15 protein-coding genes are annotated in these 13465 nt (G+C 75.4%); 6 read left to right on the forward strand and 9 right to left on the reverse strand.

What is annotated here, in order from left to right:
* Nucleotides 1-425 precede the first annotated feature (425 nt).
* Nucleotides 426-1688: an MFS transporter gene (locus ACFXOZ_RS27035; RefSeq protein WP_380593085.1), complete on the reverse strand. Its 1263-nt coding sequence runs from the start codon at nt 1686-1688 to the stop codon at nt 426-428.
* A gap of 158 nt (nt 1689-1846) precedes the next feature.
* Complete coding sequence (locus ACFXOZ_RS27040) at nt 1847-2632, reverse strand: NAD(P)-dependent oxidoreductase (RefSeq protein ID WP_380593086.1); 786 nt, start codon at nt 2630-2632, stop codon at nt 1847-1849.
* Nucleotides 2633-2697: 65 nt separating this feature from the next.
* Here ACFXOZ_RS27040 and ACFXOZ_RS27045 point away from each other — a divergent pair, with 65 nt between their 5' ends.
* Nucleotides 2698-3606, forward strand: coding sequence for a LysR family transcriptional regulator (locus ACFXOZ_RS27045; protein WP_375896789.1), 909 nt, complete (start codon nt 2698-2700; stop codon nt 3604-3606).
* Nucleotides 3607-3804: 198 nt separating this feature from the next.
* Nucleotides 3805-4365: a DinB family protein gene (locus ACFXOZ_RS27050; RefSeq protein WP_380593087.1), complete on the forward strand. Its 561-nt coding sequence runs from the start codon at nt 3805-3807 to the stop codon at nt 4363-4365.
* Between the two features lie 61 nt (nt 4366-4426).
* On the opposite strand, the gene ACFXOZ_RS27055 is transcribed toward ACFXOZ_RS27050, so the two are convergent.
* The gene (locus ACFXOZ_RS27055) at nt 4427-5944 is read right to left on the reverse strand and encodes an alpha/beta hydrolase (RefSeq protein WP_380593088.1); all 1518 of its coding nucleotides are present in this window, start codon (nt 5942-5944) and stop codon (nt 4427-4429) included.
* A 156-nt stretch (nt 5945-6100) separates the two neighbouring features.
* Between ACFXOZ_RS27055 and ACFXOZ_RS27060 the strand changes: the two genes are divergently transcribed.
* Complete coding sequence (locus ACFXOZ_RS27060) at nt 6101-6622, forward strand: cupin domain-containing protein (protein ID WP_380593089.1); 522 nt, start codon at nt 6101-6103, stop codon at nt 6620-6622.
* A 335-nt stretch (nt 6623-6957) separates the two neighbouring features.
* Here ACFXOZ_RS27060 and ACFXOZ_RS27065 read toward each other — a convergent pair whose 3' ends face one another.
* From ACFXOZ_RS27065 to ACFXOZ_RS27080, 4 genes are all read right to left on the reverse strand, one after another.
* Nucleotides 6958-8271, reverse strand: a complete 1314-nt coding sequence (locus ACFXOZ_RS27065) for an RNA polymerase sigma factor (RefSeq protein ID WP_380593090.1) — start codon at nt 8269-8271, stop codon at nt 6958-6960.
* Nucleotides 8271-8690 carry a YciI family protein gene (locus ACFXOZ_RS27070; protein WP_375896843.1) on the reverse strand — a complete coding sequence of 140 codons (420 nt, stop codon included), beginning with the start codon at nt 8688-8690 and terminating at the stop codon, nt 8271-8273. The genes ACFXOZ_RS27065 and ACFXOZ_RS27070 overlap by 1 nt, the downstream gene beginning before the upstream one ends.
* A gap of 244 nt (nt 8691-8934) precedes the next feature.
* Nucleotides 8935-9144, reverse strand: a complete 210-nt coding sequence (locus ACFXOZ_RS27075) for a DUF397 domain-containing protein (RefSeq protein WP_380593091.1) — start codon at nt 9142-9144, stop codon at nt 8935-8937.
* Nucleotides 9141-10025, reverse strand: coding sequence for a helix-turn-helix domain-containing protein (locus tag ACFXOZ_RS27080; protein WP_380593092.1), 885 nt, complete (start codon nt 10023-10025; stop codon nt 9141-9143). Before ACFXOZ_RS27080 ends, ACFXOZ_RS27075 begins: the two co-directional genes overlap by 4 nt.
* A gap of 246 nt (nt 10026-10271) precedes the next feature.
* On the opposite strand from ACFXOZ_RS27080, the gene ACFXOZ_RS27085 reads away from it, so the two are divergent.
* Nucleotides 10272-10712, forward strand: coding sequence for an ATP-binding protein (locus tag ACFXOZ_RS27085; protein WP_380593093.1), 441 nt, complete (start codon nt 10272-10274; stop codon nt 10710-10712).
* Nucleotides 10713-10736: 24 nt separating this feature from the next.
* Here ACFXOZ_RS27085 and ACFXOZ_RS27090 read toward each other — a convergent pair whose 3' ends face one another.
* Nucleotides 10737-11084 (reverse strand): transcriptional regulator, encoded by a 348-nt coding sequence (locus ACFXOZ_RS27090; RefSeq protein WP_380593094.1) that lies wholly within the window; start codon nt 11082-11084, stop codon nt 10737-10739.
* A complete protein-coding gene (locus tag ACFXOZ_RS27095) occupies nt 11081-11548 on the reverse strand; it encodes a hypothetical protein (RefSeq protein ID WP_380593095.1) in 468 nt (155 codons plus the stop codon). The genes ACFXOZ_RS27090 and ACFXOZ_RS27095 overlap by 4 nt, the downstream gene beginning before the upstream one ends.
* A gap of 117 nt (nt 11549-11665) precedes the next feature.
* Between ACFXOZ_RS27095 and ACFXOZ_RS27100 the strand changes: the two genes are divergently transcribed.
* Both ACFXOZ_RS27100 and ACFXOZ_RS27105 read left to right on the forward strand, forming a co-directional pair.
* Complete coding sequence (locus ACFXOZ_RS27100; protein ID WP_380525850.1) at nt 11666-12610, forward strand: ABC transporter ATP-binding protein; 945 nt, start codon at nt 11666-11668, stop codon at nt 12608-12610.
* Nucleotides 12607-13461 carry an ABC transporter permease gene (locus ACFXOZ_RS27105; protein ID WP_375896853.1) on the forward strand — a complete coding sequence of 285 codons (855 nt, stop codon included), beginning with the start codon at nt 12607-12609 and terminating at the stop codon, nt 13459-13461. Before ACFXOZ_RS27100 ends, ACFXOZ_RS27105 begins: the two co-directional genes overlap by 4 nt.
* Nucleotides 13462-13465: the final 4 nt, after the last annotated feature.

Consider the following 13465-nt stretch of genomic DNA (forward strand, 5'->3'; position numbering starts at 1 on the left):
AAACCCCTACCCCCAAAACTCATTTTACCCCTGTGCTGGGGGGCTGTTTTTTGTTTATCTGCCCCGGGGCCCACCCCCCGGGCCCGCGGGACCGGGGGGGGCGCCGGGCCGGCGGGGGGGGCGCCGTCCGGGCCGCCCCCGGAGGGGGGAGCCCCGCACGCCGACGCCGCCAGCACCACCGCCGCCAGCGCCAGCGCCGCCGCGCCCCGCCCAACCCTCATGACCTGCACGCGTGCCGCCTCCCCGGGCCGTTGCCGTCCGCCGCCACGACGCTACGGCCCACGCCCCCGGGCCCGCACACCAGCCCCCCTGATCGGGTGAACGGGGAGGCGGTGGTTGACCGGCCCCCGGGTGGAACCGGGGGAGGCCCGCGGTTGACGGCCCCGGGGACTCGGGAGCGTTCGGGCGTCAGGAGGCCCCGGGCCTCAGGAGGACGCGGCCGCCGCCGCGAGCGCCGGGACCGGCGCCGGCCGGGCCGGCGGGAACCGCCGCAGCCGCACCAGCGCCAGCACCAGCAGCAGGGCCAGCGCCCCGGCCGCACAGGCCGGCGCGAACGCCGCGAGGGGCCCGTGCGCGCCGACCAGCGGCCCCACCCCCGTCACCGCCAGCCCCTGCCCCGCGATCAGCCCGCTGCCCAGCAGCGTCATCGCCTCCGCCATCCGGCCCGCCGGCGCGACCCGCTCCACCAGGCCGAACACCGCGATCAGCGCCGGCGCCACCGCGAACCCCACCGCCCCCACCGCCACCGCCGCACCCGCCACCCCGTCCACCGGCAGCAGCCCCAGCAGCAGCACCGCCTGCGCCGCCACCGCCGTGCGCAGCCGCGCGGTGAGGTCGAAACGCTCCGCGAACGAGGCCAGCAGGACCCCGGCCGCCGCGCTGCTCACCCCCATCGCCGACCAGACCAGGCCGCCGACGCCCGCGTCCCCCCGGGCCAGGTACTGCACCCCGGTGTTGGCGGCGCCGAACACCACGCCCTGCAGCACCGTCACGGCGATCAGCACCAGCAGCGGCCCCGACAGCACCCGCCCCGCCGCCGCCGTGCGCCCCGCCGCCGTGGGCGCCGCTGCCGCCACCGCGGGCGCCGGCGCCGGGGCCGTCGGGTGCAGCGCGAACACCGTGCCGAACACCGCCATCAGCACCGCCGCGCACACCAGGCCCGCCGCCGGGTGCACCGCCCAGGCCAGCACCCCGACCAGGGCGGGGCCGGCCACGAAACTCGTCTCGTCCACCACCGCGTCGAAGGCCAGCGCCGGGCCGACCAGTTCGTGGCCGTCACGGCGCCCGCCCGCCAGCGCGATCCAGCGGGTCCGCGACAGCGGCCCGATCTGCGGCACGGTGAAACCCGCCAGCGCCGCGCACCCGGCCTGCACCGCCGGCGCCAGGGCGCCGACCGAGGCCACCACCAGGGCGGCCGTCAGCAGCGCGTTGGCCAGCGACGCCGCCAGGATCACCGGACGGTGGCCGCGCCGGTCGGCCAGCCGGCCCAGCAGCGGCCCGCCCACCGCCTGCCCGCCCCACAGCAGGCCCGCCACCACCCCGCCGCGGCCCACCCCGTCCAGCGCGGTCACCATCAGCAGCGTCCCGGTCGGGCACAGCGCGGCGGGCAGCCGGGCGAGGAAGGACACCAGGGGCAGCCGGGGCCCGGCGAGTCGGACGACGCCTTGCACGGCGGTGCGAGCGGACAAGGGGCGCCCTTCATCGGTGGTCGCGGCGGACGCCCCCCACTACACCGGACGGCGCGCGCGCCCGGCCATCGGCGGCGGCACCAAGCGGGCCGCGCCGCGGGCGGGGCGGCGCTGGACGTTCCTCCGAGCCGCAGGCCCGCCCTCCACGGCGGCGGGCGTCAGTCCTCCCGCAGCGCCCGCACCACCGCCGACAGGTCCCGGTCCGCGATCGACGGGTCCGCCAGCAGCGCCTGACGGGCCGCCGCCAGCAGCGGGCCGCCGCCCGCCAGGGCGAGGTCCTTGGCGGCCAGCCGCACCGGGAAGTCCGACTCCGCGCTGCGCGCCCGGGCCACCACCCCCGCGAGCGGCCCGGCCGCCAGCACCTCCAGCGCCTGCTCCTGCGGCACACCCAACTCGCCCGCCACCGACAGCACTTCGTCCAGGACGGCGACCGAGGTGACGATCGCGCCCATCACCACCACCTTCAACGCCGCCCCCGCACCGGGGCCCCCGCAGCGCCGCACCCGGCCCAGGCGGGACAGCACCGGCTCGGCGCGCTCCAGGTCGGCGTCCTCGCCGCCCGCGTAGACGGTCAGCTCGCCGCGGGCGGCCGGGCCGACGCTGCCCAGCACCGGGGCGTCCACCAGGGCCACGCCCTCCGGCAGTCGCTCCCGCAGCCCGGCGAGGGCGCGCGGGCCGATCGAGGACATGTCGATCCACAGGGTGCCGGGGGCCAGCGCGGCGGTGAAGCGCCCGGCGACCTCGGCGGCGGCCTGCGGGTCGGAGAGCATCGTGACGACGATGCCGGCCCCGGCCACCGCCCCGGCCGGGTCGGCGGCCTCGGTCAGGCCGTCGGCGCGGCCGGGAGTGCGGTTCCACACCGTCAACGGGTAGCCGGCGGCGGCCAGGCGACGGGCCATCGGCAGCCCCATCCGGCCCAGGCCCAGAAAGGCGATCTTTTCCATGGCCCCCACGCTAGGCAGCCCCGACCCAGGCGACAAACGAATGTCTCGCATGGTACTCATGCGCAATGGACATGGCTTGGCTGGACGTCTTCCGCACCGTCGCCCACCTGGGCTCCTTCACCGCCGCCGGCGAGCGCCTGGGCTTCACCCAGTCCGCGGTCTCCCGCCAGATCGCCACCCTGGAAGCCGAGTTGGGTGCCCCGCTGTTCGACCGCCTGGCCCGCGGGGTCCGGCTGACCGAACACGGCCGCGCCCTGCTCCCGCACGCCGAGGCCCTGCTGGAACGCCTCGACACCACCCGCCGCGACCTCGTCGCCCTCACCGAACTCGACGCCGGACGCCTGCGGGCGGGCGCCTTCGACAGCGCCAACGCCGAACTCGTCCCCGCCGCCCTCGCCGCCTTCCGCACCGCCCACCCGCAGGTCGAGACCACCCTCACCGAAGGCCTCAGCGCCCAGCTGCTGGAGCGCCTCGCCGAGGCCACCATCGACCTCGCCGTGGTCGCCTCCTACGCCGAGGACCCCCAGGACGCCTACGACACCGACCAGTTCGAGCTGCACCCGCTGCTCGCCGACCCCGTCCTGGTCGCCCTCCCGCGCGGCCACCGGCTCGCCGGCCGGCGCCGCCTGCGGCTGGCCGAACTCGCCGACGAACCCTGGATCGCGGCCCGCCGCGACCCCGGATCCACCCTGCTCGCCGCCTGCCTGCGCAGCGGCTTCCAGCCCCGCATCGAGTACGCCGTCGGCGCCTGGGCCGCCAAACTCGGCCTGGTCGCCGCGGGGTTGGGCCCCACCCTCATCCCCGCCCTGGCCGCCCGCGCCGCCCGCCCCGACATCGCCCTGGTCCCCCTCCACCCCCAGGACACCCCCGTGCGCCACGTCTGCACCGCCACCCGCCGGGGGCAGCGGGTGCCGCCCGCGGTGGCCGGCTTCCTCGGCTTCCTGCGGGCGGCAGCCGACGCCCACCGGGGCTGACGCCCACCGGGGCTGGCGCTCGCCGGAGTTGGCTCCCACCGGGGCCGGCGCTTGGCCGGAGTCGGCGCTCCGCCGCCTCCACCGTCCGGGCCGGCGGCACCGCGATCGTCAACCGGGCAGGGCGGCAGGGTGGCAGGGTGGCCGGGTGGCGCGTTAACTCGGTTGAAGGGCGAGGTGGTTGCGGGCGATCATGCGGGGATGAGCGAGCGACCCGAGCGATGGACCCAGGCCACCGTCTACCCCGACATGTGGGCCGACCCGGCCGACGATCCGCGCAACAGTGAAGGCCCCGCCCCGGATGGCGAGGCCGCCACCCTCGAGGACTACCTGGTCAACTACCGCCTCACCCTGCGGATGAAGTGCGAGGGCCTGGACGCCGAGCAGCTCGCCCGGCGCTCGGTGCCGCCCTCGACCATGTCGCTGCTCGGCCTGGTGCGCCACCTGGCCGAGGTGGAACGCGACTGGCGCAACTGGATCCGCGAGGGCGAGCCGCAGCCCAAGCTCTACGGCGCCCGCGACGCCGACTTCGACGGGGCGCTCCCCGACCCGGCCCTGGTCGAGGCCGCCTGGCGCGACCTGGAGCGCGAACAGGCCGCCCTGGACGCCGCGTTGGCCGCCCATCCGGACCTCGGCGAGCGCCTCGGCAAGCAGCGGCTGTCGGTCCGGGAGGTCCAGGTGCACCGCATCGAGGAGTACGCCCGCCACTGCGGCCACGCCGACCTGCTGCGCGAGTGCGTGGACGGCCGCGTGGGCCAGTGACGTGAGGGCTGCCGGGGCGGCCGGCGCCCCGGCGGCCCGGCGGCCCCGGCGCCCCTTGCCGTCAGCAGGTGGCGTCGGCCGGCGGCAGTACGCCGGTGGACAGGTAGGCGTCCACGGCGCGTTGGGCGCAGGGGCTGTAGCCGTTGAGGAGGACGGTGTGGATCCGGCCGGGGACGGTCAGCAGCCGGGAGGCGGACAGCCGGGCGTGCAGGGCCAGGGCGCCGGCGTAGGGGGCGTGGGTGTCGCCGGTGGACTGGATCTGCAGGGCGGGCACCGCGTTGCGCACCTGGACGAACGGCTCCTGCGGGTCGGTCGGCCAACTCGCGCACGGCGTCGGCCCGTTGAACACCGGTCCGAAGAGGGGCCGGGTGGCGCGGGAGCGTTCGACGGCGGCCGCGTACCACCCGGGGGAGCGCGGCATCGCCACGTCGTCGCACAGGTAGCCGATCGCGGCGGCGAGGTCGGCGCCGGCCTGCGGGTCGGGCGCCAGGACGGCCGTCAGCAGCGCGTGCAGGGTCGGGCTCGCCTGCACCGGCCTGCCGTCGGCGGCGTCCAGCAACTGGCGCAGCACGTCCGCGTAGTCGGCGCTGTCGCGGTCGTCGCCCTGGCAGACGGTGAGCAGGAACGGCAGCAGGGCGCCGTCGAGGCGGAACCCGTCGATGCCGATCGGCGCCGCCTCGGCGCGCCGGACCAGGCCCTGCACGGTGGCGCGCACCGCCGCCGCCGTCGCGCCCAGCCGGTACCGGCCGTCGCGGGGCGCGGCCCAGGCGGCGAAGTCGTCCAGCGCCCGCTCGTTGGCGGCCCCCATGTCCCGGAGCGTCCGGACCCCGTACCGGTCCGGGTCCGGCGCGCTGTCCAGCACCAGGCGGTCCACCCGGCCCGGGTACAGCTGCGCGTACACCGCGCCCAGCAGCGCGCCGTAGGACTGGCCGAAGAAGGAGGCGCGCGGCTCGCCCAGGGCCGATCGCAGCACGTCCAGGTCGCGCGCGGTGTTGCGGGTGGTCAGGTGCGGCAGCAGGTCCGGGTACTTGTCCAGGCAGGCGTCGGCGTCCGCCTTCGCCAGGCGCCAGCTCTCCCGGAAGCCGGCCGCGCCGCTGCCCGCCGAGCGCAGCCAAGTGCCGTGGTTCAGGCCGCAGTCGAGGCCACCGCTGGCACCCACCCCGCGCGGGTCCATCCCGATCAGGTCGTAGGCGGCGGCCGTGGCCGGGGCCAGCCGGTCGCGCAGCGCGACCGGCAGGGCCAGAGCGCGCTCGCCGGGGCCGCCCGGGTTGGACAGCAGGACGCCGTGCCGGGCGGCGGGGTCGGCGGAGCGGATCCGGGAGACGGCGAGGGGCAGGGTGCGGCCCTCGGGCGCGCGGTAGTCCAGCGGGACGGTGAGCGTGGCGCACTCGGCGCCGGCGGCGGCCAACTCCGGATCCTGGCACGGGCCCCAGGCGAGGGCCTGGTGCCGGAAGCGCTCCGGCGGATCGGCGGCGGTGGCGGCCTTGTCGGCCGGTGCGGCCGGGGTGGCGGCGGTGGCGGTGGGAGCGGCGGCCGCGGACAGGGCCAGGGCGGCGGCGAGTACCAGGGCGGGCTTCATGGCGTCCACCCTAAAGTCCCCGTGCCGTAGGGGGGTTGGCGGCCCGAGGAGGGCCCCGTGCCGTCGCGCGGGCGCACCTGCCGGATCCGATTGACCCATGGAAACGGTGCTTGATTGCCCCATGATCGTGGGTCTTTCCGCTCCTAGGCTGGTCCCATGACGACGACGGAGAACACCGCCCCCGCTGCCATCCCCGCCACCGCCCCGGTCCTGGCCCGCCACGGTGAGGCCGAGACCTGCGCCGACCCGAGCGCCACCATGACCCTGCTCGCCGAGACGGCCCCCGGCGAGGGCGGCTTCACCGTCTACCGCTCCGCCTTCGCCCGGGGCGCGGTCGGGGCCCCGGCGCACTTCCACACCCGGGCGACGGAGCTGTTCTTCGTGATCAGCGGCTCGCTGCGGGTCCTGGTCGGCGAGGAGGTCACCGTCCTGGACGCGGGCGACTTCCTGGCCGTGCCCCCGCACACCCCGCACGCCTTCGCCGCCGCCCCGGGCTCCGAGGCCGACGTGCTGTTCGTGTTCGCCCCCGGCATGGACCGCTTCGACTACCTGCGCCTGCTGGGGACCGTCATGCGCGGCGAGGCCGACCCGGGGGCGATCGCCGCCTCCGCCGAGCGCTTCGACAACCACTACGTGGACAGCCCCGCCTGGCGCGCCGCCCTGGCGGGCCGGGCCTGACCCGGTCCCGGGGCGCGGGGCCCGGGGCGTCGGGCTCCTTCGACGGGCCGGGGCGGCCCGGGTGTGGAACGGTGGAAGGCCGGGGGATCAGGGGGCCGGTTGCGAGAGGAGTCGCCATGTCGTCGAAGCGCCGCCGCAAGAAGAAGGCCCGGGCCAAGCGCGGGGCCAACCACGGCCGCCGGCCCCAGTGCTGAACGGCTGAACGGCCGGTCCGTACGGCCCCGCGTCCGCAGCTCGGACGCCGGGCCGTACGTCCGGTCACCCTGCGCAGTCAGCCGGTGCAGTCACCCGCGGAGTCAGCCCGCAGAGTCAACCCGCAGAGTCGGCCTGCGGAGTCAGCCCGCGCCGTCGAGCGCGGCCGCCTTGCGCAGCAGCACCGCCCGCTCGCGGGCGTTGCGGCACAGCCGGGCCGCGAGCTCCAGCTCCGCCCGGGCCTCGCCGGTGCGCCCCAGGCGGGTCAGCAGTTCGCCGCGCACGCCCGGCAGCAGGTGGGAGCCGGCCAGGCGCCCGGAGACGGCCAGGTCGTCGACCAGGGCGAGCGCGGGCCCCGGCCCCTCGGCCATCGCGACGGCCACCGCCCGGTTGAGTTCGACCACCGGGGACGGCGCCACCCGGCCGAGCGCCTCGTAGAGCAGCACGATCCGTTCCCAGTCGGTGTCGGCCACGCCGGGCGCCGCCGCGTGGCAGGCGGCGATCGCCGCCTGGAGGCCGTACGGGCCCAGGCCCCGCCCGAGGGCGGCGGCCCGGCCCAGGGCCGCCAGGCCGCGGCGGATCGCCGAGTGGTCCCAGCGGCGCCGGTCCTGGTCCTCCAGGAGCACCGCCTCCCCGTCCGGGCCGGTGCGGGCCGGGAAGCGCGAGGCGGTGAGCTCGAACAGGGCGAGCTGCCCGTGCACCTCGGGTTCGTCGGGCAGCAGGGCGGCCAGGGTCCGGGCCAGCCGCAGCGCCTCGTAGGCGAGGTCGGGGCGCAGCAGGTCGGTGCCGGAGGTGGCCGTCGAGCCCTCGGTGAAGACCACGTACAGGACGCTCAGGACGGCGCCCAGGCGCTCGCGCCGCTGCCGCCGTGGCGGCAGCTCGAAGGGCACGTGCGCGGCGGCGATGGTCTTCTTGGCGCGGGTGATCCGGGCCTGCACGGTGGGCACCGGCACCAGGAACGCCCGGGCGATCTCCTCGCTGGACAGGCCGCCGACCACCCGCAGGGTGAGCGCCACCCGGGCCTCGGGGGAGAGCACCGGGTGGCAGGCGGTGAACATCAGGGCGAGGACGTCGTCGTCGACCCGGTCCGGGTCGAACGGCAGCTCCGGCGCCGGTGCGGGCCCGGCCGCCGAGCCGGCGCTGAACTGGCCCTCGGCCAGGCCGCCGGCGAGCGCGGTGTAGCGCTCGTCCAGGGCCGAGGCGCGGCGGAAGGCGTCGATGGCCCGGCGCCGGGCGCAGGCCAGCAGCCAGCCCACCGGGTCGGCCGGGGCGCCGTCGCGTGCCCAGGAGACCAGGGCCTCGGCCAGCGCCTCCTGGGCGACGTCCTCGGCCAGGGCGAAGTCCCCGGTGTAGCGGGCCAGCGCGCCCACGATCCGGGCGGACTCGATCCGCCACACGGCCTCGACGGCCCGCCGGGCGTCCTCGGTGCCCGGCGGGCCGTCGGTGGCTGCGGGCATCAGAGCTGGCCGGTCCGCTCGCGCCAGGCCCGCTCCTTGACGATCCACTCGTTGTCCTGCGGGAACTCCTCGATGCCGGGCACCCGGCGCACCTCGCACTTGGAACCGGGGAGGGCCGGCAGCCGCTTGGCCCACTCCACGGCCTCCTCCTTCGAGGCCACGTCGATCAGGTAGAAGCCGCCGAACAGCTCCTTCGTCTCCCCGTACGGGCCGTCGGTGACCACCGGCGCCTCCCCGTCGAAGTCGACCACCACGCCCTGCGACGGGTCGTCCAGCCCCTCGGCGGCCACCAGCACGCCGGCCCGGATCAGCTCCTCGTTGAAGCGCCCCACGGTCTCCAGCATCTCCTCGAAGGGCGTCTCCATCATCTTGGCCATGGACTCGTCCGTGCCCCGCATGATCAGCATGTACTTCGCCATCACAAACCTCCTTCGACGGGGGCCGCCTTTCCGACCCTCTCCACCCCAAGGTCGAACGGCGCCCGCGCGGATCGACACCCTCGACGAAGACGGACGATATTCCCTCCCACCGACAGCCCCCGGCCGCCCCGCCGCCCGGGCCGCCGGACAGTACCCACCCCTGTGCCCCGTCGCTGCTTCGGCCGGCCGAAGCAGCGACGGCATCGTCCGGCCCTCTGCACAGGAAGTCGGCCCGGCCGACTTCCTACGCCGGGAAGTCTCCTGCGCGGACAGCGCCGATGAAGGCGGTCCAGGCGTCGGCGGTGAAGAGGAGGGAAGGCCCCTGGGGGTCCTTGGAGTCACGGACGGGAAGCACCCCCGGGAACCCGTCGGCGACTTCGACGCACTCGTTGTCGGGGCCGCTGAACGAGCTCTTCCGCCAAGCGGCGGTGGAGAAGTCGGGTATGTGCCTCATGTGCCGAGATCCTTGACAGAGGTGATCAGTTGCAGGGATTCCGCAGCTGGTAGTGCCTTGGTGCAGACATCGTCCCAAAGCTCCGAATACCCCTCCACCTCCGTCGCGCCCTCGAGCCACATGGATCCCGAAGGGTTGTCCAGCAGGACGACGTCCATGGCGGCCTCGGAGGGGAATCCGAGGATCACATAGGGCCCCGCCATGCTGGCGTGCGCGCCGACGCTGAACGGAACCACCCGGATCGTCACATTGGGCATGGACGCCGCATTCGCCAAGTGTGCGAGCTGCTCCCGCAGGACGGCGGGTCCGCCGACCTGTTGGCGCAGAGCGCCCTCGGCCAGCGCGACCGACAGGGACAGTGGCGGATCGGCGGTCAATCGCTCCTGTCGCTTCAATCGAACGGTCACGAATTGCTCGACTTCCTCCGGCCGCTTCCAGCGGCGACCTGCCGAAGTGAGCGCGCGTGCGTAGTCCGGAGTCTGCAACAGCGCCGGGATCATCTGGCTTTGGAAGGTGCGCACCGAGGACGCCACGGCCTCCAGCGCAATGAAGTCACGGTAGGTGTCCGCGAGCACGTCGCCGTACTCGTTCCACCAGCCGCTCCCGCGCCGCCGCTTGTTGGCTGTGCGAGCAAGCTCGGCAAGGCGCTCGTGAACGGTCGGCTCATCGACGCGGTACAGCCGGAGCATCGCAGTGAGATCCGGAATCCGAACGGGGCTGCGACCGTTCTCGATTCGCGAAATCTTGCCTTTGGTGCAATCCAGCGCCTCGGCAACCGCGTTGGTGCTCAGGCCCGCACGCTCCCGCATGCCTCGCAGTTCCTCGCCCAACTGCCGTCCCAGCACGGTGGACGGCGCGCTCGCCACGCGATCCGGTTGCACGCAGCCTCCTCTGATCAGCAGTCATCTGCGCTCACAGTAGCCGCGCAGGCAACCCCAGCTTCTCGCATCTTTTCTTCAAGCAACGTTGCGGATGATCTTAAGGTCGATGCATGCTACCTGGCGTAGCTAATCGCGATACAGAGAGTGATCATTGCGAGCTTGCTGCCGGGCATCCCCATGCCTCGATCCGTTACCGGGTGTTCCCGCCCGATCTCGACCCCCAACCCCACCGGAGGTGGCTCCGCCATGCCTGAAACCGACGAGCCCGTCAGCCCGCCCGCCGGCCGCGGCTGCTGGTTCCCGCGTTCGCGCCGCTCGCCGATGCTCGCGCGGCGGATGCTGCGCGAGCTGCTCGCCACGGCGCCGGACGGCGACCGCTACCGCGAGGTCGGGGAGCTGCTCACCTCGGAGCTGGTGGGCAACGCCGTCCTCCACTCGGGCATGCCGGGGCGGCTGATCTGGGTGTCCTTCGACGTGAACGCCACCCGGCTGCGCATCGAGGTGCACGACGCCGGTGACCGGCCTCCGGTGCCTCAGCAGTCCGACCCCGGTGCTGTGGGCGGGCGCGGGCTGCTGCTCGTGGCGGCCCTGGCCGCCGAGTGGGGGCACTTCCCGCGCCCGGGCGGGGTGGGGAAGGCGGTGTGGTGCGAGTGCGCGCCCGCCGCCGCGCACGACATGAAGCCGTGAGCCGGATGCGCGGGCCCTCCCGGGCTACCCCTCGGCCGCCGCCTGCTCCAGGGCGGCGCCGAGGGCGGTGGCGGAGGCGGCGATGCGCTGGAGTTCGGCGAGGTGGGCGGCCAGGGCGCGGCGGCCCTCGGGGGTCAGGCGCAGCCAGGTGCGGGGGCGCTTGCCGACGTAGCCGCGGCGCAGCCTGACGTAGGAGGCGGCCTCCAGGGTGGCGGCCACCTTGCTCAGCGCCGACTCCGAGACCCCGCAGCCCTCCCGTACGGCGCGGAACTCCGCCTCGGCGCAGCCGGACAGGAAGGCGACCACGGCGAGCCGGGTGGGCTGGTGGATCAGCTCGTCGAAGGCCTGTTCCGGCGGCGGGTCGGTGCTCACGCGGCGCCCGCCGCGGCTGTTCCGGTCGCCCCGGTCGCCCGCTTGCGGCGCAGCAGCAGGAAGTGGGTCGGGCCGCCGGTGAGGCCGAGGGCGAGCAGGAACCCGGGCAGGCCGAACGGCAGGGCCAGCGCCCCGGCCGCGAGCAGCGGCAGCAGCTGGAGCGCCGCGCCCGGGTACGACAGGGTGGGGACGATGCCCGGCCGGTGCTCGACCCGGTGGCTGACCACCACGTGGCCCACCAGCAGCAGCGCCGCGGCCAGCTGCACGAGGGCGGTGGCGAGCCACAGCCGCTCCGGCAGCAGGGCCGAGACGCCGGTCCCGGCGAACCCCGCCCCGAACAGGCCCGCGGCCGTGGCCGGGTACCAGGGGGGCAGCGGATTGGGCCGCCGGGCCGCCGCCCGGGCCCGGTGCGCGGTGCGCAAGGACGCGAGGGCGTCCTCGGGGGCGATGCCGTGAACGCTCACCTTGTGCTCCAACTCCCCGTTCCCGAAAGGCTCCTGACAGCACCGGAGATCCTGGCATTTACTTTCCCGCCAGGCAAGTACTAGCGTGGCGGGCATGTGCACGGGGGAGGCAAGGACATGACCGGGACGACGACGCCACGGGCGGGCACGGCCGACCGCTCCGGAGACGAACGGCCCGGGGGAGAAGCAGCGATCCTGACGTCCGGACTGCGGATGCGCTACGGCAGCCGGGACGTCCTGGACGGCCTGGACCTCAGAGTGGAACGCTCCGAACTCTTCGCCCTGCTCGGCCCCAACGGCGCCGGCAAGAGCACCACCATCGAGATCCTGGAGGGCTACCGCCGCCGCTCCGCCGGCCAGGTCACCGTCCTCGGACAGGACCCGGCCCGCGACGACCCCGCCTGGCGCGCCCGGATCGGGATCGTCCTGCAGTCCAGCCGCGACCACGGCCGCTGGCGCGTCGGCGAACTGCTCGGCCACCTGGCCCGCTACTACCCCGACCCCTACGCGCCCGCCGAACTGCTGGCCCGGGTCGGCCTCACCGACCAGGCCGACCGCACCGCCGCCACCCTCTCCGGCGGACAGCGCCGCCGCCTGGACGTGGCCCTCGGCCTGGTCGGGCGCCCCGACCTGCTCTTCCTCGACGAACCCACCGCCGGCTTCGACCCTGAGGCCCGCCGCGACTTCCACGCCCTGCTGCGCGAACTGCGCGACGAACGCGCCACCACCATCCTGCTCACCACCCACGACCTCACCGAGGCCCAGCAACTGGCCGACCGGATCGGCATCCTGCAGGCCGGCCGCCTCACCGCCTGCGGCACCCTCGCCGAACTCGCCGAAGCCGCCCGGGCCGAGTCCGAGGTGCGCTGGAGCGACCCCGACGGCACCCCGCGCAGCCTGCGCACCGCCGACCCCTCCCGGGCGGTCTGGGACCTGCACCGGCGGCTCGGCGGACCGATCCCCGACCTGGAAGTGCGCCGCCCCAGCCTGGAGGACACCTACCTCGGCATGGTCGGCGACGCCCGACCCGCCGAACCCGCCGAACCCGCGGAGACGCCGTGACCCCCGTGAACCCCTACGTCCTCGGCCTGCGCCGCGGCGCCGTCGAACTGCGCCAACTCCTGCGCAGCCGCAAGGACTTCTACTCCTACCTGACCACCCCGCTGGTCTTCCTCGCCATCTCCTACTGGCGCTCCGGCTCCGGCGGCACCGGCTCCGGAGACGCTTTGACCCAGCTCAGCCTGGCCGGCGGCATCGCCTCCACCGTCTTCATGTTCGGCCTCATGACCGTCCCCCAGTTCCTCTCCGGCGACCGGGAGGACGGCACCCTGCTGCGCCTGCGCGGCGTCCCCGGCGCGATGCCCGCCTACCTGGTCGCCAAGGCGCTCTTCGTCCTGGTGACCATGGGCGCCTCCATCCTCCTGCTGCTGGTCGGCGGCGCCCTGCTGCTGCACGCCGACCTGCCCGCCACCCCCGGACAGTGGCTCACCCTGGCCCTCACCCTGCTGCTGGGCACCGCCGCCGTCGTCCCGATGGGCGCCGCGATCGGCGCCCTGCTGCCCCCGGCCCGCGAGGCCCTCGCGCTGTACATGATGCCCATGCTCGGGCTGATGTTCATCTCCGGCGCCTTCGCCCCGCTGCGCAACCTGCCCACCGCCCTCCAGACCGTCGGCTCCCTCTTCCCGCTGCGCTGGATCGCCCAGGGCGTGCGCTCCGCCCTGCTGCCCGACAGCGCCAAGGCCCTTGAAGTGTCTGGCAGTTGGCAACACCTGCCGATCGCCGGCGTGCTGCTGTGCTGGGCGGTGGCGGGCTTCCTGCTGGCCCCCGGCCTGCTGCGCCGGATGGCCCGCAAGGAGTCCGGCTCCGTCCTGTCCGAACGCGAGCGCAAGCGGCTGGCCAAGAGCGCCTACTGACCCC

The organism is Kitasatospora sp. NPDC059160 (assembly GCF_042755465.1).
Classification (GTDB): Bacteria; Actinomycetota; Actinomycetes; order Streptomycetales; family Streptomycetaceae; genus Kitasatospora.

Bases quoted from the DNA above. Each gene is read 5' to 3' on its own strand.
- ACFXOZ_RS27055 (WP_380593088.1), bottom strand. From the start codon at position 5,944: ATGAAGCCCGCCCTGGTACTCGCCGCCGCCCTGGCCCTGTCCGCGGCC.
- ACFXOZ_RS27070 (WP_375896843.1), bottom strand. From the start codon at position 8,690: ATGGCGAAGTACATGCTGATCATGCGGGGCACGGACGAGTCCATGGCC.
- ACFXOZ_RS27040 (WP_380593086.1), bottom strand. From the start codon at position 2,632: ATGGAAAAGATCGCCTTTCTGGGCCTGGGCCGGATGGGGCTGCCGATG.
- ACFXOZ_RS27060 (WP_380593089.1), top strand. From the start codon at position 6,101: ATGACGACGACGGAGAACACCGCCCCCGCTGCCATCCCCGCCACCGCC.
- ACFXOZ_RS27085 (WP_380593093.1), top strand. From the start codon at position 10,272: ATGCCTGAAACCGACGAGCCCGTCAGCCCGCCCGCCGGCCGCGGCTGC.
- ACFXOZ_RS27050 (WP_380593087.1), top strand. From the start codon at position 3,805: ATGAGCGAGCGACCCGAGCGATGGACCCAGGCCACCGTCTACCCCGAC.
- ACFXOZ_RS27065 (WP_380593090.1), bottom strand. From the start codon at position 8,271: ATGCCCGCAGCCACCGACGGCCCGCCGGGCACCGAGGACGCCCGGCGG.
- ACFXOZ_RS27075 (WP_380593091.1), bottom strand. From the start codon at position 9,144: ATGAGGCACATACCCGACTTCTCCACCGCCGCTTGGCGGAAGAGCTCG.
- ACFXOZ_RS27045 (WP_375896789.1), top strand. From the start codon at position 2,698: ATGGACATGGCTTGGCTGGACGTCTTCCGCACCGTCGCCCACCTGGGC.
- ACFXOZ_RS27100 (WP_380525850.1), top strand. From the start codon at position 11,666: ATGACCGGGACGACGACGCCACGGGCGGGCACGGCCGACCGCTCCGGA.